We start from the raw sequence: 21,491 nt of genomic DNA on the forward strand, positions 1-21,491 counted from the left end.
ATGAAAAAATCCACGCCGTGGCGTGGATTTTTGGGGAAAGGGGAAATCAGACGTTGAACAAAAATTAATGTCTCAATATCTTGTTTTTATTGTTAATATATTTTAATTTCTTTAATTATACTCACTTTTGTACTCATCTTTGACTTTGTTTGCCACGCGAATGGACGGATGAAGTGTGTTGTCGTTTGCCACCACAGAACTATACTTGGCGATCTGCGACGGATACACAGTGCAAAGCAAACCTGAATTTTGCTAGTGTAGCGGGTTTGTAAATCCCATACTCATTAGTTCAGACGTGCCAGCGCCAGCTCTTTTTTGCCAGTATGTCCTACAGCATGGTTTTGTCGAAGCTCAGTCGGCAACCAGTCGCATCTGTTCCAATTCTAAGGGGAATTCCCATCATATTCTTGCGTCACGTATGAAATGTGGAATCGGAGGTACTCAGCTTACGACAAACTTCCGGCACAGATGTACCCAACTCGTCCAACTTCAGGGCAAAGATAATCTGTTTGTCGGTAAATCGTAACATTTTCATCGGGATAACCTCCGCTTAGGGGAGTGAATATCATGCCGGAGTCCGGTTTTTGAATGGCACAGAATGTCGGGGTAGGGTGAAAAAATCAAACATGCTGATGTAAGATTTGTTGTGCTAATGTATAATCTTTCCTCATGATTTTATGGATAAATTGATAATCCATTGAGAGTTTTTGCACTGTTATAAAAGAATTTTGGCATGGGTATATGAACAGTATTTTCGAAAGAGACAATGATAATATCCGAGTACTTTCACTATTCTCCGGTTGTGGTGGTATGGATTTTGGGATTACCTCAGCCGGTGGAGACATCGTCTTTGCCAACGATGTCGTAGAGAATACCTGTAAAACATTAGGAAATTATTTCCCCGATACTGATATCAGACATAGCGATATCTCTCAAATTCAGTCTTTTCCAGATGTTGATATTGTTGTTGGTGGCTATCCTTGCCAGTCATTTTCAATGGCAGGTAACAGAAAACCAAACAATGACGACAGAACAAATCTTTATAAACACTTTCTACGGGTATTAGAGACCGTTCGGCCGAAGTATTTTGTTGCTGAGAATGTTTCTGGCTTGAAACATTTGGGAGCCGGTAGTTTTCTGGGACAACAGCTCACAGCATACAAAGCTGCCGGATACCAGGTCAGCTATCATATGGTAAACGCAAGGGCTTATGGCGTACCTCAGTCACGCAAGCGTTTGTTTATCATTGGTGTCAGAAACGATCTGGGGCAATACTTTGAATTTCCTGCTGAAACACATGGCAAAGCGACAAAAAAGAATCCTCATTTAAAACCCTATGTTTCACATGGTGAGGCTATTAGGGATTTACCACTATGGCCTGAAGGTGAGTTTTACGAACGACCACATGATCCTGAAGGGCATTTCTCATGGTATTTCATGTCCCGAAATCGTAAAGCTCTATGGGACAGCCCTGCTTACACCGTCGTAGCTAACTGGCGTCATGTGACATTACATCCTGCCAGCCCGGTGATGAAGTTAACATGGTCAAATCTGGAGGATGGCTGGAAGCAGCGCTGGGACTTTTCTGATGAATATGAGCATCTAATTGTTGATACTTCTCGTCCCAAACTGGAACAGGCAAGGCGGTTATCATGGCGGGAATGTGCACGAATACAAACTTTTCCACAGGGTTTTGAGCCTGTAGGAGACGTCGAGTCAAAATTTACCCAAATTGGTAATGCTGTTCCTCCACTGCTGGCTGAGGTACTTTTTCGGCATTTATTTTCTGGTACTGGTTTGAAAATGATGACAGCGAACGGTAATTAGGCGGTGAGTATGGATGATTCTTTCCCGGTTACTTTAGAAGAATGGAATGCTGAATTAGTAAAGATCGTCTTTCTTGAGTCTTCGCATACGGGCTCGACTTTAAGCCGAATTGATACTACGGGCCGCATTTTTGAGCAACTTGCAGGTCCACGTAGCAAAGAGGATGCTAAGCGAAGTTTCCTGATTTCGTTTGGAAAAAAAGCGTCTAAAATCCAGGATGCTCTCAGAGATGAGTCGCGATTAGACATTTTAGCGCAAATAAAAGGATACCCTACTTATTTTGCCGTTTTATATTTAACATTACTTGCTGCCAGTGCTGATGATGAAACACATGACGAAGGGGATTTTCGGGTTCGATTTTCTGTGCTGCTTGGCTTTGATAAAAATAAAAAATTTGTTTTTACTGAATTACCCAACTTATGGGAAAGGTTAGAAAGATGGAGTAGTAAAAGACAAAACTGTACCCGTTTAATCTTGCCAAGGCCATCAAAGCATGAAAGATTGATTGGGTATTCCAAGAGAATTGCTTTTCCCTGCTACAAAGATGAGGTCTTTTTACGGAATATTCTCATCGATAATAAACTAGATAACTATTCAACTTTTGAATCAGTTAATAAGGTAGTACATCAATATATATCTTATTTTAGCGAGGTTTTTAACCAAGAGTTTATTGAGTTCAGAACATTACTTTCAAAGGCTGCCATGCAGCAGGCTTATGACTCTCCTTTTTGGGGCGCTGTTCGTGATATCACTGTACATACGGAGAGAGAACAACTCAAAGAGAATGGTAAGTATTGTATTCACATGGAGTTTAATGATTCAGGTAATCCGGAGATTTATCTTCTTATGGATGACGCTGCTGCTACAGCCTCAGAAATCCAGCATTATTACTCCTTGCCTAATGAAATAGAGAACTATAATAATATATATTACGAACGAGACATAGGCACCACATTAAATTCCTTGGATTTATTATTAAAACAACGGAAGGGTTATTTCTATAAATCACGAGTGGGAGTCGCATTGCGGTCTGGGTGTTTACCGCTTTTTCGTGATGATTTTTGTCATATTAGTTCAGAAGGAGAATATTATGAAGATTCTCCAACCTATTTAATACTTCATCATACATATGCAGACAGTGTTTTCACTGTCTTGAAGAAGGTTGGCGAAAGAGTACAACGTCGGGATATTAAATCTACCAAATGGTCGATAGTTTCTTCCGATAAAGTTGGCAGGCAAACGCTGGATAAGATTGCCCGTTTGTTACCAGAAGAAGCCCGTCGTTTTCTAATACAGGGATGGCAGCCTGCTCGACCTCGTATGTCAGGTGCAGCGCGATTTGGACAGGCTATACTGCTTAACCCTGCCAGTACACCGATAATTCATATGCCTGAAGTACTAAGAGGATGCTATGTCATCAGCAATAAAGACGGAGAAGAATTAACTCATGGCTCGCTATCTCAGGGAGCTGAAGGATTATTCATTCCACCAGAGGAGTTGATGGAAATATCTGGTCAGGCATTTTGTCGCTACGAACTTACGTTAGCGCATTCAGATATCCCAGTAAATTTTGATGTGCACGTGTTAGATCATGCGCCTTACGCCACTTATTGTAAAATTTCAGAGCCACATGATTGGCTGACTGATGGACCATCGGGAGTATTAATGGCGTTAGGGGATACGGCAGTGATCCCCCCACTGAAACGCGAAGAAATAACGCCATTGAGTGGTGCTCAGATGTTATGGCAGTATGAAAATGGCTTTCCTGTAACATGTCAATATACTGAATTACATAATATACCCGCAGCATTTGACTGGATCGCTGAAGCGCTGGCCTTGCGTTTTCAACGCCGTAGCACATTGCCTTTTGGTGAATTAAAAAAACATATTGAACCGGTATCACAGGTAACGAGGATACCCGAATGGCAATTGCGTCGCATGCTCTTTGCCGCTGGCTGGCTTTGTGTAGTACAACTACGTCATGCGCCATATTCGTTAGTCTCATTGGCTGAAAGAACCATTTCCGTTGATGTCACTGAGCAGGGAATTGTTGCCCGAATTCTGGGGATGTTTACAAGAAGTGAACGTAATCTTCTACAAGAAGCACTTAATAACGGTGAGCGAATAGGGCGTCGGTTAGTTGAGGATAACGGCTGTTCAATGGGTTGTATTGAATTGCATCTGTCAGCCAGAGAGCGTGTCCATGCTTTCATTGAACAGTTTGGGTTACGTTTGGTTAATCACGACGATTTCCCCGTAAATGCTTTGAGCGGAGTATTGCTACCGATGTCTCAAATGCAGTTTACCCCGGCTTTACCCCCGGATCTCCATGTGTCGCTATGGCAAGCTGAAAAATACCAATGGTCAGAAGAACAGCGGATTACTCAAACGGCAAATAATCTATTGATACGGTGTCAGGAAAAACAGCGTTATCGTTATTTTATTAGGCAGAATGCTGGATACTGGCAAACCGATAGCTTCTCCTGGGCCTTAATGGCTCAGATGATATGTTCAGGAGAAACGGTTGGTGTGCAAAAAGGCGATAGTGGCTGGTGCTGGTCAACGAAAATTATTGCGTTACCGCCCTCCGTTTTACAGTGGTGGATCCATGTTGCCCATGGATGCTTGTCGATAACAGATAACGGTGGTTACTTATTTGCAGGGGGGAAAGTTCCACTCTGGGACAATGTAATGACCTTCCCCTCCTGTCAACGAGCGTTGGCACGACGGAACAGAGCGCTGACAACACGCAAGTTGCGCAGAACCTTACAGTAATGTTACAGAATCAGGTGGTAAGGAGAACGTTTAAGATGGCTAAAAAGAAAAATATTATCAGCGACCGGCTGGGCCAAATGTACTACTTCGGTACAGAATCTCATGAATTGATCAGATGCTTGCAAGAGTGCAAGCAAAGACTCACCAGAAATGGCGCTAAAGCGGATAATTTACCGAAAGGACCGGAGAAAAGGTTACATTTTCTCCGTACGTTACCACCTAAGGCCAAACCTGTTGTGTCTGATTGGCTTCGTGAAAATTTAACGTTTTCTGAACAAAATGACCCACAAATTGTTCTTAGAGATCTGTTAGAAGCAGAAAGTAATGCAGAAGATATTGAATTCTGTAAACCGTTATGGCGCACCATTCTGGGATTCTATATCTCTTCTGACTGCCCTGAAATTATAACGAAATTCCTGAATGGTGAAGAAATTGATTTACCCCAACATGGTGTTTCTGACTCGTTGACAATTAATTTCACTGACGAAGACATTGAACAATGTGCCTTAATTAGTCAGGGTAAAGAAATTTCTATGCCAGAGCGCACTATTCCACTGTTTGTTGGGGGATTGGTTGACGCTCTTAGGGGAACGCGTACAGCCGATAATCGATGGCGGACAAAGCTATCAGAACATTCTTTACCGCTGGCGCGAAAATTGGGTGAACTTGTCGATCAGTTTGAAGCCAGTCACGACCTTAAAAAAATGGATGGTACCAGTGTAATACAGGCTCCTCCCGTTGTTTCCAAAGAAATCGACAGTTCGATGGACGAAGTTATGTTCATTGGAAAAGTGTTAGCGTTAACCGCGTCCGGCGCTTTTTTTGTTACGCCGATTAGTCTGTTAATTAATGGCAACCTACGAGACCTCCCGGAGGAACTGGTAAAAGATCTTTTCCCTCATGGTGGTGAAGCCATTGGTTTTGAGAATCATTTCAGCAAAAAATTTACTCGGGGTGAAATTGCAATATGGAAAGCCCGATATCAGCCGTCTGATAAACCCGCGCAGTATGTCATTACTGACTACCTGTCGCGCGTTTATCCTGTCGTCGCGCTGCCTCATGCCTCTGATGAACCTGATACTGTCAGAGAGTGGTTACTCACCAGCTACCAACCGCAAAACGATACGTCGGTCATTTTTCAGCTAAGTGATGGAGTATCCCTGAGATTACCGGGTGACTTGTCTGATCCTAAAAAATATGACTTTGATATGCCGCTGGAGAGTTATCGTCAGGTTCCTCAGACATTACTTGGTTCTCATGCCCTCACGGTGATCACTGAACTCCCTCAGGTCAGTGAAAAGTATGATTGTGCTGAAGCTACTACGTGGATCAAACGCCTGCTTAAACGAACTGATTCAGCAAAAGACTTCCCTCAATTCAGTAAAGGGCAGCTACAAAACTTAACCCATTTTATTGCTGAACATGAATCTGATAATGAGGCATCCTATCTTCGTGCAGTATCTCATCTGGAACAGATAGCAGATACAAGATCCTTTCTTAATGATACGACTCAACAGTTACTGGCTTTACCTGAGGTTGAGGCGCAAATTAATATTGAGAAACAGGAAATACTGACTCGTTACGAAGACGAACAGTATCAGATTAAACAATCAATAATGGTATTATCTGAAAAGAAAATACAGCTTGAAAATGTAATAGCCGATCAGAAGAAAAAACTGAAAAAAGAGACCGATCGAATTAATAAAGCACTACGTCAGCAAGAAAATGAGCTGGAACAACGGATTAAAAAGACCTTCGAAGCCGCATCTCAAGCGGGAGTGGAAACGCTAGCCCAGACAGCGCTACTGCGGGCGATTATCAAAAATGAAACAGCGCAGGAACAACCTGTCCAACAACGGATAACACCAGAACCTGTAGCCGAATCAGTAAATTCTAATTTCCCATTAGCAGAGGTGAGCATCCTGACTCGCAAGCATCAACTATCATTGGCTATCGAAAAACAGGCACAGGCAACGGGACTAAGTGAATCTTTATTATCCAGCCTGATTGCCACTGCGAGTATTACACCCGCGATCGGATTGATGGGAAAACAGACAAAACAGACTATCGCTTCATTAGCGAACCTTTTAGCCGGTAATGTTTGGGGGGAAGTATCGGTACATAGCGATCATTTTAGCTTCAGCGATTTAATGAACTCCCCCACGCTGATCCGCTTATCCGGCGATACTCATACCATGACACTGGGCGATTTTTTGACCCAACAACAAGAGGCAGGGCTGGCGAGCATTATTGAATTGCGTGGTTTTAACCGTACTCCGCCAGAAACGCTGCTCCCCGAACTCCACGAGTGTTTATTCACAACTCCCCATTCTGCCGCATGCAGTTGGACGGATCGGCGACAGGCTTTGCGACATTTGCCCATCCGGCACCCAATACTTTTTTTACTCACATTCACCACCGGGAAAAGCACATTTCCATTACAGGCTCCTCTTGCTTACCAGTTACCTCTGTTTCTGGCAGGGAATATATGGTCGGATGAACGGCCATTTGAGCAAAATACTGACATCACGCCTTCTCGTATTGCCCCAGAACTATGGCAGACAATCTATGTGGACAACCACCAGCCAGAACACCCGGCTTGTGCGCCATGGGAGGCACTAAAAGCAGCGCTACTCTCTTTACTTCCTGATGAACAAGCGCAAGCCGTTGCCCGTCTGGCTTACGGTCTCGGTCGTAGTACAACACAAGATATTGCGACCACGATTGACATTCTTGCACCGGAATTAGGGCCATATGTTCAGGAAATGACTAGCGGTGAATCGGCAAGCGTACTTGAGCACCTTTTCCAGTTATAAGCAAAGGAATAATAATGAATAATCCACTGGAAACATTTGAATCAATAAGAGATTTTTATATTTCGTACCTTGAAACAGCCTTCCGTATTGATTCATCAGACATACAGTCTGAACGGCGAGCGTTACTGGAACAGCAAGGGACATTATGTGCCGATCTATTTCTTGAACCGATGCCCCGATATCAGCATTATGGCTTAACTATCAGCGAATTACGAAATGATGCTTATGGTCAGACATGGTTGCCAGGGTTTAATGCGCAACAAAGGGCGGCATTCATCGACCTCTGTTTAGGTGGACTTCTGCCCCACAATAAAACGGATTCAACTAAGGGACGTTTTAATCTTTATACCCATCAACTGGACATGCTGAAAAGAGGGGTACAGCCAAGGAAACCGGGTATTGTCACCTCCGGGACCGGTTCCGGTAAAACCGAATCATTTTTACTGCCTGTTCTGGCACAGATCGCAAAAGAAGCTACCGGCTGGCCGCAAAGCCCGGCGTTGAAGTGCTGGCAACCGTGGTGGCATAAGGTAGCGGATAAACAGCCCAGCTTCATGCGCGAGCATGAAGCCGCTGCTCGTCCGAAAGCGGTACGCGCGCTGATCCTCTACCCGATGAATGCCTTGGTAGAGGATCAACTGGTACGTATGCGACGGGCGCTGGATTCCAGCGAAGCTCATGATGTCATGGATACGCATTTCGGCGGCAACCGGATCTTCTTTGGCCGTTATACCAGCGCAACTAAAGTAACAGGCTGGCTTAAACATCCCCGACTCAGTGAAGAAAAAAATGAGAAAAAGCGCGTGGCTAAAAAAATCACTGAGCTGCGTGAATATATGCAATTAACGGAAGAGACCCATCAGGAGGCGGTACGACAAGCGCAGCAGGACAAGGATAACGAATTATCGTTTAATTTCCCCCGAACCGCTGGCGGAGAGGTTCTCAGCCGCTGGGAAATGCAAAAGACACCGCCCGATATTCTGATCACCAACACCAGCATGCTCTCAACGATGCTGGTTCGCGAGGTGGACGATCCTATTTTTGAGCAAACCCGACAGTGGATTGAGCGCGATCCTGATGCCTATTTTTATCTTATTCTTGACGAACTTCATCTACAGCGAGGAACCGCTGGTACTGAAGTCAGCTACTTGCTTAAACATTTGATCAACCGGCTGGGGCTGGATCAGGAAAAACACCGACACAAATTGCGCATTCTGGCCTCCAGCGCCTCTTTACCCGTTGAAGGTGCTGAAGGTGATCAAAGCGTCGAATATTTATGGGGGATGTTCGGTCAGCGGGGATTACCCGCAGGTGCCTCTTCCAGCGACTGGAGAGAATGTATTATTAAAGGTGACACCCTTCCCTCAGGCAATATGTCTCTTTTCCAGGGGGATCTGGAGGCGTTTTATCACGCAGTGCTTCAGTTACAGCAAGCACCACTTACCTCATTACAACACTGGCAGAATGTCGCCCGCAGCATGGAAATGACAGCCAGTGAAGCCTCTACAGAACAACTAGCGCAACGTGTCGTTTTACAGGCGGGCAACCTGCTTGAAAGTGGCTGCTATACGGACGATCATTCTCCGAGAGCTACGTCAATCAAAATGCTTAGTTCACGCCTTTTTAACGCCCAACCCCATAGTGACAAAGCGCTCCAGGCATTAATCTGGTTACGTTCGACTGAGGGAGATTGGCCGCAATGGTTTTCACATGCCTTTCCTGATGATATCGGTGCGCCACGTTTCCGCGCTCATGCTTTTTTGCGCGCTCTTGAGGGGTTATATGTCGCGCCATTGCCCGTCCCTAGCGCTGCATCTGCGCAAGAAATTAATCAAAGATATTTTGGCGATCTTACCGTGGAGTCCGGCTTACGTTACGGCAAAGATAAAAAATCGCGGCGTGTCGAATTACTCTATTGTGAATGTTGCGGTAATCTCTTTTGGGGGGGTAAACCTTCGGTCTTTTCCGGTTCAGAAAGTCGAATTGAACTTTTACCCAACGACCCTGATACGGAACAACTGCCGGAACACGCAAAATCAGTCATGGTTGAACGCCGATCTGCTGAAGAATATGCGCTATTTATGCCCGTGGTCGAACGTTTCTGGCCGAAAGGAGATGAGGAGCTAAACAGCGACAATGACAATACTTTTGGTACTTGGGTAAAAGCCAGCTACGATCCATTTACCGCCACTATTCAACACCCAGTATCGCTCTTAAAACCGCTACCGGAAAACCATATCGCGGGCTGGTTCTATTACGTCAAACCCGGTGAATTTGCCTCCTCGGAAAGAGGCCAGTCATCCAGCCAGTCACCGGGAACGGCACTACCTTTTCAGTGTCCGGCATGTGGTACATCCTACAAATACGGCAAAGGTAAGCTCTCCCCTATCCGTAGCTTTCGCGTCGGTTTTTCGAAAACGACACAGCTACTGACCAGCTCGCTAATGGCGGAACTACAGCGATCGGGTAACCGTGAGCAACTGGTAACGTTTTCAGACAGTCGTCAGGATGCTGCCAGGGCGGCACTCGATCTGGAATCGGGTCATCATGACGACGTCAGACGAGAAATTGTTGTCCATTCGCTACAGTCCATTGCGGCTGATAAACCGTCCCATAGCCAACTAAAAATACGCCAGGCAGAGATAGAGAACCGGAACAAAACACTGATTAACCTCAACGTAAGGTCGGATGAGGAAGAAGATGAATTGGATCAACTTGCTGATGAACGCAAGAAAATCAGGGGGTTATTATCAAAGCCTGAAGCTGACAGCATACCTCTACGTGAAATCCTCGAACCTGAATCACCGGATGCAGGTCAACCTCTTGGCCTGCTGTTAAGGGCGCAGGTAGATGCAGGTATTCACCCTTCCGATCGTACTGGCATCGCGCCTGTTCCCGATCCTGAAAAACATGAAGAAGGCACGCTGACCTTTGCATGGCAACAGCTCTTTGAAAAGAACGCGCAGGGGGCGTGGTGCTGGAAGGCGCTTCCATCCTATGAAGAGAACCTGCTTGTGGCACGACAGGAGATTTCACGCGATCTGAAACGGCTGGTGGGGGAAAGCGTATTCAGTAAAACCTACTTCGCGCTGGAAGAGTCCGGTTGGGGTTATCCCTGCCTTCCCATTACCGGAAACGACTCACGGGAACATCTCGCAATTTATGACGCAATGTTTCGTGTGTTGGCGGACGCGTACCGGGTTACCCCTTCACAATATACAACAAAGGAAACTCGCTGGAGTTCAGCGCGCGATGTCAATCGTAGAAACCGCCTGTACCGCTTTACGCAGGAGATATGCCAGCGTTCAGGAGGCGAGCCTTTCTCTTTAATTGATAGTTTTCTCGGGCGACTTGAGCTGGCGGGTCATCAGGGCGGTATTATTGAGATTGGCAAAATGCACTTTCGCCTGGCGGAACCTTCCGATCGCGTCTGGCGCTGCTCTCGTTGTGGGCGTATACACATGCACACCGGCGCGGGAATCTGTACTCGCTGCTACTCTCCTTTACCAGAAACGCCGTGCAGCGAGGCAAAAACGCTCCAGATGCAACACTATCTTGGCAAACGTCTCTCACATTCTTCTGGTATTCACCGGATGCGCTCAGAGGAACTGACTGGAATGACCGAAAATCCGGCGGCAAGGCTACGCCGGTTTAAAGGTATTCTGATTGCCGACGACGATGATATTTTACCGGAAGGAATGAAAGATTTTGAGCCAGATCGAGATCTTGACCGGGCAGCTCGCGTAGTAGATGTGCTTTCCGTAACCACAACCATGGAAGTGGGCGTGGATATCGGTGATTTACGTGCGGTCTTTCAGGCCAACATGCCGCCACAGCGCTTTAATTATCAACAACGTGTCGGACGTGCCGGACGACGTGGACAAGCGTTTTCATTCGTATTAACCGCCTGTCGCAGCAAGAGTCACGATCTGTTTTACTTCCGCTATCCGGAAAAAATTACCGGCGACCTCCCTCCGCCACCGTTTCTGACCACAAAGCTGGAAATGATCTGCCAGAGACTGGTACGAAAAATCTGGCTGGTGTCGGCTTTCAAATGGTTAAGGCAGCAAACGGAAAAAGCCGATCACCCATGGCCGGTTGACGACTATGCACACGTCCCTGATAACCACGGTGAGTTTTTCCCGGTGCATTGGCTGAAAGACAACCAAACGGACTGGCTACCAAAAATTCGGCAGGCTATCGAAGCAACCATCCTGGCGCGCGATGAATTTGCCCGGACCAGCACACAGCAAAACCCCCATTTGTTCCAGAAAATTATTCAGCCTTTGACGCCGGAACAGCTGATTCAGGATATCAAAGCCGTACTGAACGACAGCGCGATGGAGGCGAAAGGGCTGGCAGAAGCGCTGGCGGAACACGGTAAATTCCCAATGTATGGCATGCCGACCCGATCACGCCTTTTGCTGACAAGGCCTGTCAGCACAGGTGAAAAAGAAATTGAATTTGCCAGCATGGATCGCGATCTGGATATTGCGATACAGGAATTTGCCCCCGGAAAAATTCTGGTTCAGGATAAACGACGCTACTTTACAGCAGGTTATAGTGGAATGCTTAAACAGAACAGAAAAAATCCACGATCATTTTATTCAAATGCCTGCGAACCGGGTGAACTCAGAACAATGACCGCCTGTCCGGTGTGCAACATCTGGGCACCGGCAAACTCTCTGGCCACCGAATGTACTATCTGCGGTGCCCTTATGGAGAAGGCAGAGCGCTATCAATGCTATGTTCCTTATGGATTTATCACCACGCTGGAACCAAAATCGGCCAAAGAGGATTTTGATCAGGTCCTGACCACGGCCAGTCGTGTATCAATTGCAGAAGCCTACACTTTTTCTGCAACGCCAGAGCCTGACGTTAATGTGGCGATACAGCTTCAGCCACAAACGTGTCTGCACCGCCTGAATCGGGGAATTTATACCGATAAAACATGGCGTGGTTTCAGCGCAACACAGGGGAGCCTATCGGTCCCTTTCAGAAAGGAGGGGACTTACCAGCCGCTTTGGGCGAACCGGGTTTGGATGGATAGTCAAATTACTGAGACCGACTTGTTAGTTAAAAACCGCTTTACCGATCGGGGAGAAACCCGAAATACATTTTATCTTGCAGCGCCTAAAGTGACTGATCTACTTGCGCTGATGGTTGCCCAAACCCCGCCGGGTCTCCGGCTACAGTATTCCACTCTAACTCCGGCATTCAGAGCTGCTGCGCTCTCGGCGTCTTTTATCATTGTTAACTATGCATCAAAAGAGCTACTGGATATTGATCCTGAAGAAATCGAAATTCTGGAACCCCGCGTTCAAATGCTGAAAAACGGTAAGTCGGTACCGGTTCTGCAAATGGCCGATCGCCTGGTTAATGGTTCAGGGTTATGTGAACGGCTACAGCAGAAGGGCGCATCCGGTTCTCTCATTATCCTTGAGGTCATGAAGAATATTTTAAATAACAACACGGCCTACCCGCTGGCTGAGTTCCTGCAATCCGATCATCGCGAACGATGCTTTCAAGGGTGTTATCACTGCCTGCACCGATACGGAAACCAGCCGTATCACGGATTGCTGGACTGGCGACTGGGACTGGATGTTATTCAACTTCTTCTGGATCAAACCTATAGCGCCGGGCTTAACGGTGATTTTACCTCTCCGGGCGTGGCTGACTGGCCGGTAAATGCCCTACGATTAGCCAAAGAGGCCGCTTCGCTGTACAGCGACAGTGACGTAAAAGTGATGGGGAATATACCCTTGATACGCACCGGGGCCGAGCGTTGGGCCGCCGTACTACATCCCTTCTGGGACCCCGATGCTGCATTTGCTGCAAACCCCGAACTTGAGGCATTTTCATATGAGGTGGACGTAGACGCTACGAATACTTTTGCATTGTCCCGCCGCATGGGGACTGAAATGGCAAAATTACGGACTCAGGCGTCCTTATTTCAGGAGTGATGATGCAATGAATGAAATGACGCTATCGCGTACTCGTCCGGTACTTCCTTCGCTGTTGGGGTGTATCGCCGTTTGCCCGGCGAAATACCTGCTGGAAAGTGAAGCCCATTCTTACGCTCGTTTACCGCTGCATCCGGGAGTGATTCTGGGCCAAGTAATACATCAACGCGTCAATTCAGTGATTCACAGAGAGGCTACTTTCGAGAATTATACTCTCAGGCAACTGGAAAATGATTTTACGATCGCGCTGACAGCCAATCGACGCGCCGGGCCGGTAGCAAACTGGATATATGACCGTCACGGTGTTGCCGGGCTAGTGTCGCGCCAAATGCTTGTTACCCAGATCCGCTACGTAAGATCGCTTCCGCCGCCTGTTTTCGTAAAAGGGGTTCCTGCACATGAAAAAACATTACCCGTTGGCCGGGAGGTTATGCTGACCAGCAATGATTTCGATATGCATGGGCGGGCCGACCTCATATATCAGGAGCGACCCGATCGGTTAAACGTAGTTGATTTTAAAACCGGAAAGGTAGCAGACGAACAAAACCAGCCGAAAGAAGCAAACCTGTTACAGGTTGCGGCCTATGGCATAATGGTAAAAGAGCGAGCACCTGATATAAACATTGGGTTAGTTCTGACGGGGAGCCGTGATAGCTGGGAAGGGACACTGAATACAGACCTGATTGAACGGGTCACTACGATTATCAAAAATATTAATCGACTTTTGCCACGAAATATCCCACTTTCAGTATATGAGCTTGCTTGTCCTGGCACGTACTGCTCCCATTGTTCCTGCCGTTGCTCGTGCCCCGGCTGGACAGAAAAGCTACGCAAGCAGATGCAACCGTCTCTTTTGGATTATCAGCATGGCGGAATCGATATCAGCGGGAAATTACTTGAAGTGGAAAGCGACGAGCATTTTCTTACGCTGAAGATCCTACTACCCGATGGTTCAGTTGTTAAGGTCTTTCGTGTGCCTTCCAGCATCATCTCAGAACCAACGGAAATAACAGGAAAAAAAATCGCACTGTACGGATTAAATACCTTTAGCGAGACATCAAAAGAATATTTCCCCCGCAACTTCTATGTCATCAATATGCAGGATACGAGAAGATCGGCGTTTCAGTTTCACTGGCAAAGTGAGGGGAATAATTAAATCTGGGGAAAACGCTTACCTTAAACAACGCTTGCTGTTCCTACCCGTCATATATTGACGTTCGGCCAGCGGTGATTACTCATGATAAAACCAGCATCGACCGGCAAAATGGCCCGTAAACAGTACACATCCTAATTCCTCGATGAAGCCCTGAAACTGGCTGAGCGTATTGGTATCGCTGCCTCTGCCCGTGAACTCAGCCTGTGACCTGCTCCCTTTTGATTGATACTTAATGTCTGTATATAGCACGTAGCGCACATATAGAGTTAATTAAGTTAGCGCGTCGGAACAACGGCGGTCATTGATTGGGCATAGTCCCCGACATTACTAATGTATAGCATGAATGTCTTCGGCAGTTGTGCCCATCTGAATCAATCCCATCCACCGGTCCAATTCTAAAAAAAGATCCTCTTCTTGTCGCTTGGCATCCTTTTCCGTTTAACTATCATAAGCCATATACATTTATATAAAACTGCCCTTTACCATCCTCTGTTTTCTGCACCCGATACGTAATAGGCAATGAGTCTTTCATATTTGGTTTGACGAAAGTCAAATCAGCGGCGCACTGGTAAACATCAAGACCCGACTCATGACTAACAGTCCTGACGTTCTCGACAGAAATACGTACATCCTTATCCAGCGTCATTCCTTTCTCTATCGTTTTCCGCGCTATATCAACGACCAGATTCTTGGCATCATCACTGTTGCATTTGGGTGTCTTATCACCGCAACCGGCCATTAAACTCGCTGCTGCCAGCACCAGAATTATGTTCAATTTCATTCATTGTTTCCCTTCAATTCAAAGTGGTTGTCTTGTTACTTTTTGTTGTATTGACCATCCATTAAGCCCGCCGCAGAAGCCCCGCAGTATCCTTCGCAACCACGAGTTATCACGCCGGCTTTCCCATTATTCATCTCACTGAGCACGGCAACACACTGGCTGGAACCGTCGTTCCAGACCCAACGGCGTTTCTGATTCTCGCCAGCAGCTATTCGTTGTGCCGTACCTTCCATGTTGCAGGTCCCTGATCCATCTTTGGCTGATGCATTGATGCTGAATTCCAGATTACTGTTGCCTGGTTTTAGCGTTAAAACTGCACCAGGCTTAGCGTATTGAGCTGCGATTGCCGGGAGAGCGAAGGCTGTCAGTACTAATGCAGTAACTATTCTCTTCATCACTAAATTCCTTGTTAGCTGATACGAATGTTTTTGGTGATTTTCCCCAGTGCCAGCGGCCTGCGTTTTTCTACAAAGAAATACACTACGTTGAAAGCTGATTTACGGTGATTCCCACGACCGAGAGATGGCCAGTTGCGAAAAGACTCGATCTGTTCTTCTGAATAAGGAGTATCTGAGAAGTCAAACAGGACAAGCAGGGCTTTGCCGTCGTGCTTCATCAACTTCTTCACTTCCGTGCTGTTTACGGTTGCGGAGACATTGGAACGAGCTGCTGTTGGCTTACGGACTGCAAACTCAACGGCCACATCGTCAATGACAAAATCAATGAAACCATGCCCGGATACCGTTCCTGGTAGTTTGCTTTTTACTTCCGGCGAGACGTTATCCGCAAACCAGCCCAGTAAATAGCAACGTACTAGTGGCAGTAGTTCACGTTCGCTACATTCATTCAGACGCAAAGTTTTGACAAATTCGCGCCGGTAAAGGGAGCTGAAAAAGTACTCAAAGCAGTCCGTTATCTCAGTAATGGTGGTTGTCATAGTGTTCCCCTTTTCAGGCCACCTTTGTTCGAAGATTCAACTAATGGTGATTTTGGCACCACTCGATTGCTCAGTTATAGCCTTTCATTGTCCATAAGTGAGTATTTTATCGATTTTATGTCCATTGGTGATGTTCATGCAAGAGTAAAAAAGCCCCAGACTTCCTCTTATGGACGTTCTGGAGATGAAATGATGGTTAAACTGGTGGCAGATTCAGCTGATAAGTTGGTAGGGCAGCGTATTCAGACCAGACGTAAGGAAGCTGGGCTAACTGCAGCCGATCTCGCAGAGACTATCGATATTTCTCAGCAGCAAATCTCTCGCTACGAGCGGGGAACTAATAAGATCAACGTTGCTCATTTAGTTAAAATTGCAGCTGCATTAAAAACGCCAATAAGCTGGTTCTTTATTGATTGCATGGAGGATTTAAACGTTTCTAATATACCGTCTAACTTTGTGGCTGGACTTGATGCCGAATTAAAACAGCGTCTCGATCAAGTCTGGAATAAGCTAGATAGCTCTAAAAAGAAAAGCCTTATCCATTTTTTAGATGAATTCACAAAACCACATTAAAATTAGTTCTCAAGTGAAACTATTTGCATTGAAAGTATATTCCTGGTAAAATGTCATTACTGGATAGTGTCATATTATTCAGTGGCTGATACTCAAGCTGATTTCCAACTTAGCATTTTATTTTATATCCCTTCTGACGGGAGGACGTTTATCGTCTATAGAGTCAGTACGGGTAATGGATAATTAGTTTTTTGTGTCATCAATACAAACGTATATCTACCGGAATAAACATGATGAATATTATCCGTCAGGAAGGGCTGTCTATGCCCGTAAGTCAGGAACTGATTAATATTATTTTTTCTGAAATCTGCAAGAAACCACCTCTCAAACCTAATAACTATGCCATCACCTTATTATTCAAGGATATCAACTATAGCTTTGAAAATGGTGGCTTCCATCCTGTCGAAATAAGGCTTATTTCTCGCAATGATGAATGGTATTTCGATTATATCACTGACTTCAAATATATGGGCATAGACCCGGAGCTCGAAAAAGAGATCGATATTAGCTGGAGTCAGCGTTATGTCTTTCTGTCCTATGCCGGTGATTTACCACCAGGGGAAGGGCGCGACATCTTTGCTCTCTGGCAGCGTAACTTTGTCCACTATCACTTCCTGAATATCTACACGCCCACGGTTATCTGGGAAAGCTAATCCCACCGCACTGATTACCCATTATTACAACGGAGATATGATCTGTGACTGCAAACAGTGGGATACACGCGTCAGTACAAGGGGAGCTTGATAGTCTTTGCGGCGCGTACTGTCTGGTCAATATGCTGAGCTGGCTCTACGACGGCAGGGTGAAGCGCAGACCACTCATGAACCGGCTTTTTCAGGCCTACCAGCAACGGTGGCCATTACATGAATGGTTAGCAGAAGGGATAGATGAAAATCAGCTCGACTGGCTGATTAAGCAGGTACTCCAGAAAGGTCACTATAACCGCCAGTTTCCGGTCAAAATCTACAAACCTTTCGATGAAAGCCGGAGTCTTGTGGAAGGGCGTGTATTCAGCGAAATGAGGCGGTTCCTAGCGGTAACAGACCACTCCCGCCTGATTATGGTCAGCGATCAGTTTCACTGGTCCCTTATCACCAAAATGGATGAAGAAACACTCTGGTTCTTCGACAGTAACGGGCGAACCACCATGCCCCGCAAAGCCTTCTCCTTACGTACTGGCGTGACCCGCCGCCAGTTGTTTCCCGAAGCCATTTACTTTATCGAACGGGAGTTCTGAATATGACGACGTTTACCCTTCGCGAAACCCGCATCCTTGACCGTGCCCGCGACATCATCAGCCGGTACTACCAGCCAGGTGTTCAACTTTGCTCCCCTGATGATGTAAGGCGGTATGTGATGTACGAAATGGCCCTGCTGGAACACGAAGAGTTTGGCATCATCCTGCTCGATAACCAGCATCATTTTCTGTATCGCGAGACCCTGTTCAGAGGCTCGATAAACATTGTTAACGTCCACCCCAGGGAGGTTATTAAGCGGGTACTCAGGCATAACGCCGCCGCCGTCATCCTTGTCCATAACCACCCAAGCGGCGAACCTGAACCCAGTAAATGCGATATCCAGATGACTAAAAGATTGCAGGAGCTTCTGGAAATGCTGGATGTCAGGTTACTGGACCACTTTATTGTGGCCGGGACTGAGACGGTGTCCCTGGCTGAGCGAGGGCTGATGTGATGCAGACAGTTACCTGGTTTAATACATGTTATAGCAGGTTAGACGCATGAGCAGGCCTGCACTGCGCCAGGTCGCGCGGGTGGTGGAAACCATCGTGCTGGACGCCTATATCAGCGGTCTTGCGCCATCGGGACGGCGAGGTATCACCAGCCTGTTAAACCGTAGCGCCAGCATACTCAAACGCGGTGCGGATGCAGCCAGCTACCCCTGGGAGCAACTTAGCTTCGCCGCTGTCGCAAAAGTACGTGCGGCACTGCTGGATGGCGGTTACGCCGTGTCAACGGTCAACATGGCACTATCCGCGCTCCGGGGCATCGCGCAGACGGCCTTTAACCTCAATTGCCTGGAGGCGGACACACTTGCCCGTATCCGGGCAGTTAAGCGCGTCAATGGCGATAACCAGCGTAAGGGAAGGGCACTCAGCCGTGAAGACGTTCGCGCGCTTATTCAGGCCGCTAAACGACATCCGCAACGTATCCGCTGTTGTCGTGATGCCGCCATTGTAATGACGCTTTGCGGTGCGGGTTTGCGGGCCGGGGAACTGGTCAGCCTTGAGCGCCGGGACTATGACAATGGCATCCTTACAGTCAGGCAGGGGAAGGGGCGTAAATACCGGGAGATACACGTTGCGGCAGCGGTAGATAGGGCCATCCGCGCATGGTTAAAAGCCAGTGGCGCTAAAGAGGCCGGGGATGCATTGTTTAACCGTGTTCAGCGCAACGGCAGGGGTGTCAGCCATGCTCTGACAACTACCGGTTTAACCGGCATCCTGGAGCAGTTACAGCAGGACGCAGGCATAGCGCGTTTTACGCCGCACGACATGCGCAGGACCTTCATTACGCGCTTGTTAGAGCAGGGCGTGGATATCAACACCGTGCGCCAGCTGGCAGGGCATAGCGACGTGTCTACTACTACCCGGTATGACTTCCGTGGAGAGAGTATGATAATTAGTGCCAGCCGTCATGTTGAATGTTTCTAATTCGATACAGCTTGCATATCTTCGGTCATTCTATATTGTGAAATTCTTACTTGTCTGCATGGAATGGTAGATGAAACTATATGAAAATGTAGTAATAGGGAATTTTCTGTATGGCCTTGGTTTTGCAGTTAGCAAGTATAGCAATGATGGGCATATTCCAGGGGTTGTTAACTTACTACAGCAAACCCCATGTGATACCTTGTTAGGTGACTTGCTACTTTCATTTCCAGGTACTGTACGGTTAATTGAGTTTAAAGCAAGCCATAACCGCTCAACTAAGGAGCGTGCAAGGTATACCTCGCTATCAGCAAGTTTGTCAAATAATCCCCGTTTGACGGAAGTATCACGTATTGTGCACTGGTATGTTGAATCCTCGCCATCAGCTACAGGGCTTGAAGTAGTTTTTGAACCTTATTTAGATGCATTCAGGAAAGAACGAGCTACATCCCGGATGGAACTGTTTTTACAAAAAACAGCTGAGGATATTGTTTTTAAAAATGATAAAGCTACTCCTGAGGAAATTAAAAAATATCTTAAGTGGGTGATAAGAACTCAAGGTGGAGGCAAAGTTGGCACCGGAGGAGTGTTGTTTACTATTGATGGCAATGGCAAGATGCATTATGTTCAACTGACAGACCTTTTGGAGCTTAGACTCACTCACAAGGAGTGGGTGGCATTTTACGAAAATAAAATCGAAAAAGAATACAAACTACAAAAAGACTTAGATCGTGGACGAACTAAGTCAAAAGACTTTGATGGGCCAATACTATGAATAATAATGCCGAGAATGAAATCCAAGAACTACTTGATGGTGCCCAGAAAATATTAGATGCATCATTTAAAAATGAAATTTATGTGAGAAGTCTTATCGCAAAACTCAATAATATTAGTGAGCATGTTGAGAGTGCTAGCGTGGAAATTAATGGTAACATAAATGAGCTTGTTAACCATGCTCAGTCAACATTAGATATTATTGCAAAAGATACAGCGGAAATAGCTGCAAAACAATTACAGGAGAAATTTTTTTATGCAGATCAAGCTGCATTAAAAGCAGCAGAACATTATGATCGAGTTGCAAAGAGACTAAATGTGAAATTTGCAGTGGTTTCACTCTCTATAGCATTGTTAATTGCTGCCTCTATATGGTTTGTTATGCTAAAAACATTACCTTCTCGTGAGGATATAAGTAATCGTGAGATGAAAGTAAGCCAACTTAATCAGACAATTGAGAAAATGCAGGCTAAAGTTAAAGTATTGGAAGCCAAAGGGGGGGGCGTTCAGTTTACGAACTGTAAAGATAGCAATGGACATCTCCATTTGTGTTTTCGTACCGATATGGCTAAATATCCTGGTAATTACTTGAGTGATGATGGGAATATTACGTGGATGATACCATATGGTTATTAGATGAGTCATTTGATTTTTATTATAAGGTTAGATAATTTATGCATCCTTCAAAAGGAAAATTATGAAAAAAATAGTAGCATTACTTATTTTTAGCGTATCTCTTTCAGGATGTGTATCTCCTCAGCCTTACCAGTCTCAAGCGGAACGACCTAAACAGACTGTTAAAAGGCCTTCATTCCCGGTTGATGAGTATCTTGCTCTCCCTAAGAAAGGCACTGGAGTAGTCAAAGGGGAGCTATTTGGTGTGACTCGTGGGGGCGACGTTAAAATTGGGGCGGGGGCGGAAATAATCACTAGACCTTATACATCTTACCTAAAAAATACGCCATCCTATGATTACAATACGCAAGCTCTTGAGCCTTTTGATAAGCGTATGTTAGCTTATGATCGAAAAACACGGACTGATGCCCAGGGTAAGTTTGAATTTGATAACCTTCCTCCAGGTAAATACACTATTTTTGGAATGTTTAGTTGGATGGCTGGTTCTATGCCGCAATTCGTTATGTTAAGTAAGACGGTTGATGTAAATAATGATGAAACAGTCCAAGTCCAGCCATAATATTGTAGACAATTGAAGGTGGCGAT

17 protein-coding genes and 1 pseudogene are annotated in these 21,491 nt (G+C 46.1%); 14 read left to right on the plus strand and 4 right to left on the minus strand.

What is annotated here, in order from left to right:
• Positions 1–412: 412 nt before the first annotated feature.
• Positions 413–535 (minus strand): transposase, encoded by a 123-nt coding sequence (locus RT197_RS21985; protein WP_219817862.1) that lies wholly within the window; start codon positions 533–535, stop codon positions 413–415.
• A gap of 206 nt (positions 536–741) precedes the next feature.
• Between RT197_RS21985 and RT197_RS08535 the strand changes: the two genes are divergently transcribed.
• From RT197_RS08535 to RT197_RS08560, 6 genes and pseudogenes are all read left to right on the plus strand, one after another.
• Positions 742–1,827 carry a DNA (cytosine-5-)-methyltransferase gene (locus RT197_RS08535; RefSeq protein WP_312949220.1) on the plus strand — a complete coding sequence of 362 codons (1,086 nt, stop codon included), beginning with the start codon at positions 742–744 and terminating at the stop codon, positions 1,825–1,827.
• Positions 1,828–1,836: 9 nt separating this feature from the next.
• The gene (locus tag RT197_RS08540; RefSeq protein ID WP_312949222.1) at positions 1,837–4,602 is read left to right on the plus strand and encodes a hypothetical protein; all 2,766 of its coding nucleotides are present in this window, start codon (positions 1,837–1,839) and stop codon (positions 4,600–4,602) included.
• A gap of 35 nt (positions 4,603–4,637) precedes the next feature.
• Positions 4,638–7,418: a kinetochore protein gene (locus RT197_RS08545; protein WP_312949225.1), complete on the plus strand. Its 2,781-nt coding sequence runs from the start codon at positions 4,638–4,640 to the stop codon at positions 7,416–7,418.
• 14 nt (positions 7,419–7,432) lie between these two features.
• On the plus strand, positions 7,433–13,381 hold the full coding sequence (locus tag RT197_RS08550) for a DEAD/DEAH box helicase (protein ID WP_312949227.1): 5,949 nt from the start codon (positions 7,433–7,435) through the stop codon (positions 13,379–13,381).
• 7 nt (positions 13,382–13,388) lie between these two features.
• On the plus strand, positions 13,389–14,537 hold the full coding sequence (locus tag RT197_RS08555; RefSeq protein ID WP_312949230.1) for a PD-(D/E)XK nuclease family protein: 1,149 nt from the start codon (positions 13,389–13,391) through the stop codon (positions 14,535–14,537).
• A gap of 81 nt (positions 14,538–14,618) precedes the next feature.
• Positions 14,619–14,741, plus strand: a pseudogene (locus RT197_RS08560) (IS3 family transposase); the annotation flags it as partial.
• A 241-nt stretch (positions 14,742–14,982) separates the two neighbouring features.
• Here the strand turns inward: RT197_RS08560 and RT197_RS08565 are convergent.
• The 3 genes from RT197_RS08565 to RT197_RS08575 are packed head-to-tail and all read right to left on the minus strand — an operon-like array spanning position 14,983 to position 16,255.
• Positions 14,983–15,318, minus strand: coding sequence for a hypothetical protein (locus tag RT197_RS08565; RefSeq protein WP_312949233.1), 336 nt, complete (start codon positions 15,316–15,318; stop codon positions 14,983–14,985).
• A 35-nt stretch (positions 15,319–15,353) separates the two neighbouring features.
• Entirely contained in the window at positions 15,354–15,713 is a 360-nt protein-coding gene (locus RT197_RS08570) for an acyl-CoA dehydrogenase (protein ID WP_264443209.1), read from the minus strand.
• Between the two features lie 14 nt (positions 15,714–15,727).
• Positions 15,728–16,255 carry a hypothetical protein gene (locus RT197_RS08575; RefSeq protein WP_312949240.1) on the minus strand — a complete coding sequence of 176 codons (528 nt, stop codon included), beginning with the start codon at positions 16,253–16,255 and terminating at the stop codon, positions 15,728–15,730.
• Between the two features lie 24 nt (positions 16,256–16,279).
• Between RT197_RS08575 and RT197_RS08580 the strand changes: the two genes are divergently transcribed.
• The 8 genes from RT197_RS08580 (at position 16,280) to RT197_RS08615 (ending at position 21,465) form a co-directional block, all read left to right on the plus strand.
• Positions 16,280–16,828: a helix-turn-helix domain-containing protein gene (locus RT197_RS08580; protein WP_409529682.1), complete on the plus strand. Its 549-nt coding sequence runs from the start codon at positions 16,280–16,282 to the stop codon at positions 16,826–16,828.
• Between the two features lie 233 nt (positions 16,829–17,061).
• On the plus strand, positions 17,062–17,481 hold the full coding sequence (locus RT197_RS08585; protein ID WP_312949486.1) for a DUF2787 family protein: 420 nt from the start codon (positions 17,062–17,064) through the stop codon (positions 17,479–17,481).
• 122 nt (positions 17,482–17,603) lie between these two features.
• Complete coding sequence (locus tag RT197_RS08590; RefSeq protein WP_312949489.1) at positions 17,604–18,065, plus strand: hypothetical protein; 462 nt, start codon at positions 17,604–17,606, stop codon at positions 18,063–18,065.
• A 2-nt stretch (positions 18,066–18,067) separates the two neighbouring features.
• Entirely contained in the window at positions 18,068–18,520 is a 453-nt protein-coding gene (gene radC / locus RT197_RS08595) for a RadC family protein (RefSeq protein WP_264443212.1), read from the plus strand.
• A 46-nt stretch (positions 18,521–18,566) separates the two neighbouring features.
• Positions 18,567–19,499: a site-specific integrase gene (locus tag RT197_RS08600; protein ID WP_312949243.1), complete on the plus strand. Its 933-nt coding sequence runs from the start codon at positions 18,567–18,569 to the stop codon at positions 19,497–19,499.
• Positions 19,500–19,569: 70 nt separating this feature from the next.
• A complete protein-coding gene (locus RT197_RS08605) occupies positions 19,570–20,271 on the plus strand; it encodes a hypothetical protein (protein WP_312949246.1) in 702 nt (233 codons plus the stop codon).
• On the plus strand, positions 20,268–20,906 hold the full coding sequence (locus RT197_RS08610; RefSeq protein ID WP_312949248.1) for a hypothetical protein: 639 nt from the start codon (positions 20,268–20,270) through the stop codon (positions 20,904–20,906). Before RT197_RS08605 ends, RT197_RS08610 begins: the two co-directional genes overlap by 4 nt.
• A gap of 61 nt (positions 20,907–20,967) precedes the next feature.
• The gene (locus tag RT197_RS08615) at positions 20,968–21,465 is read left to right on the plus strand and encodes a hypothetical protein (protein ID WP_312949250.1); all 498 of its coding nucleotides are present in this window, start codon (positions 20,968–20,970) and stop codon (positions 21,463–21,465) included.
• Positions 21,466–21,491 lie beyond the last annotated feature (26 nt).

The sequence above is a fragment of the Superficieibacter sp. genome (genome assembly GCF_032071645.1).
Taxonomy (GTDB): domain Bacteria; phylum Pseudomonadota; class Gammaproteobacteria; order Enterobacterales; family Enterobacteriaceae; genus Superficieibacter.

Coding starts and splice junctions, on each gene's coding strand:
- RT197_RS21985 (WP_219817862.1), bottom strand. CDS start 535: ATGAAAATGTTACGATTTACCGACAAACAGATTATCTTTGCCCTGAAG.
- RT197_RS08535 (WP_312949220.1), top strand. CDS start 742: ATGAACAGTATTTTCGAAAGAGACAATGATAATATCCGAGTACTTTCA.
- RT197_RS08540 (WP_312949222.1), top strand. CDS start 1,837: ATGGATGATTCTTTCCCGGTTACTTTAGAAGAATGGAATGCTGAATTA.
- RT197_RS08545 (WP_312949225.1), top strand. CDS start 4,638: ATGGCTAAAAAGAAAAATATTATCAGCGACCGGCTGGGCCAAATGTAC.
- RT197_RS08550 (WP_312949227.1), top strand. CDS start 7,433: ATGAATAATCCACTGGAAACATTTGAATCAATAAGAGATTTTTATATT.
- RT197_RS08555 (WP_312949230.1), top strand. CDS start 13,389: ATGAATGAAATGACGCTATCGCGTACTCGTCCGGTACTTCCTTCGCTG.
- RT197_RS08565 (WP_312949233.1), bottom strand. CDS start 15,318: ATGAAATTGAACATAATTCTGGTGCTGGCAGCAGCGAGTTTAATGGCC.
- RT197_RS08570 (WP_264443209.1), bottom strand. CDS start 15,713: ATGAAGAGAATAGTTACTGCATTAGTACTGACAGCCTTCGCTCTCCCG.
- RT197_RS08575 (WP_312949240.1), bottom strand. CDS start 16,255: ATGACAACCACCATTACTGAGATAACGGACTGCTTTGAGTACTTTTTC.
- RT197_RS08585 (WP_312949486.1), top strand. CDS start 17,062: ATGAATATTATCCGTCAGGAAGGGCTGTCTATGCCCGTAAGTCAGGAA.
- RT197_RS08590 (WP_312949489.1), top strand. CDS start 17,604: ATGCTGAGCTGGCTCTACGACGGCAGGGTGAAGCGCAGACCACTCATG.
- radC (WP_264443212.1), top strand. CDS start 18,068: ATGACGACGTTTACCCTTCGCGAAACCCGCATCCTTGACCGTGCCCGC.
- RT197_RS08600 (WP_312949243.1), top strand. CDS start 18,567: ATGAGCAGGCCTGCACTGCGCCAGGTCGCGCGGGTGGTGGAAACCATC.
- RT197_RS08605 (WP_312949246.1), top strand. CDS start 19,570: ATGAAACTATATGAAAATGTAGTAATAGGGAATTTTCTGTATGGCCTT.
- RT197_RS08610 (WP_312949248.1), top strand. CDS start 20,268: ATGAATAATAATGCCGAGAATGAAATCCAAGAACTACTTGATGGTGCC.
- RT197_RS08615 (WP_312949250.1), top strand. CDS start 20,968: ATGAAAAAAATAGTAGCATTACTTATTTTTAGCGTATCTCTTTCAGGA.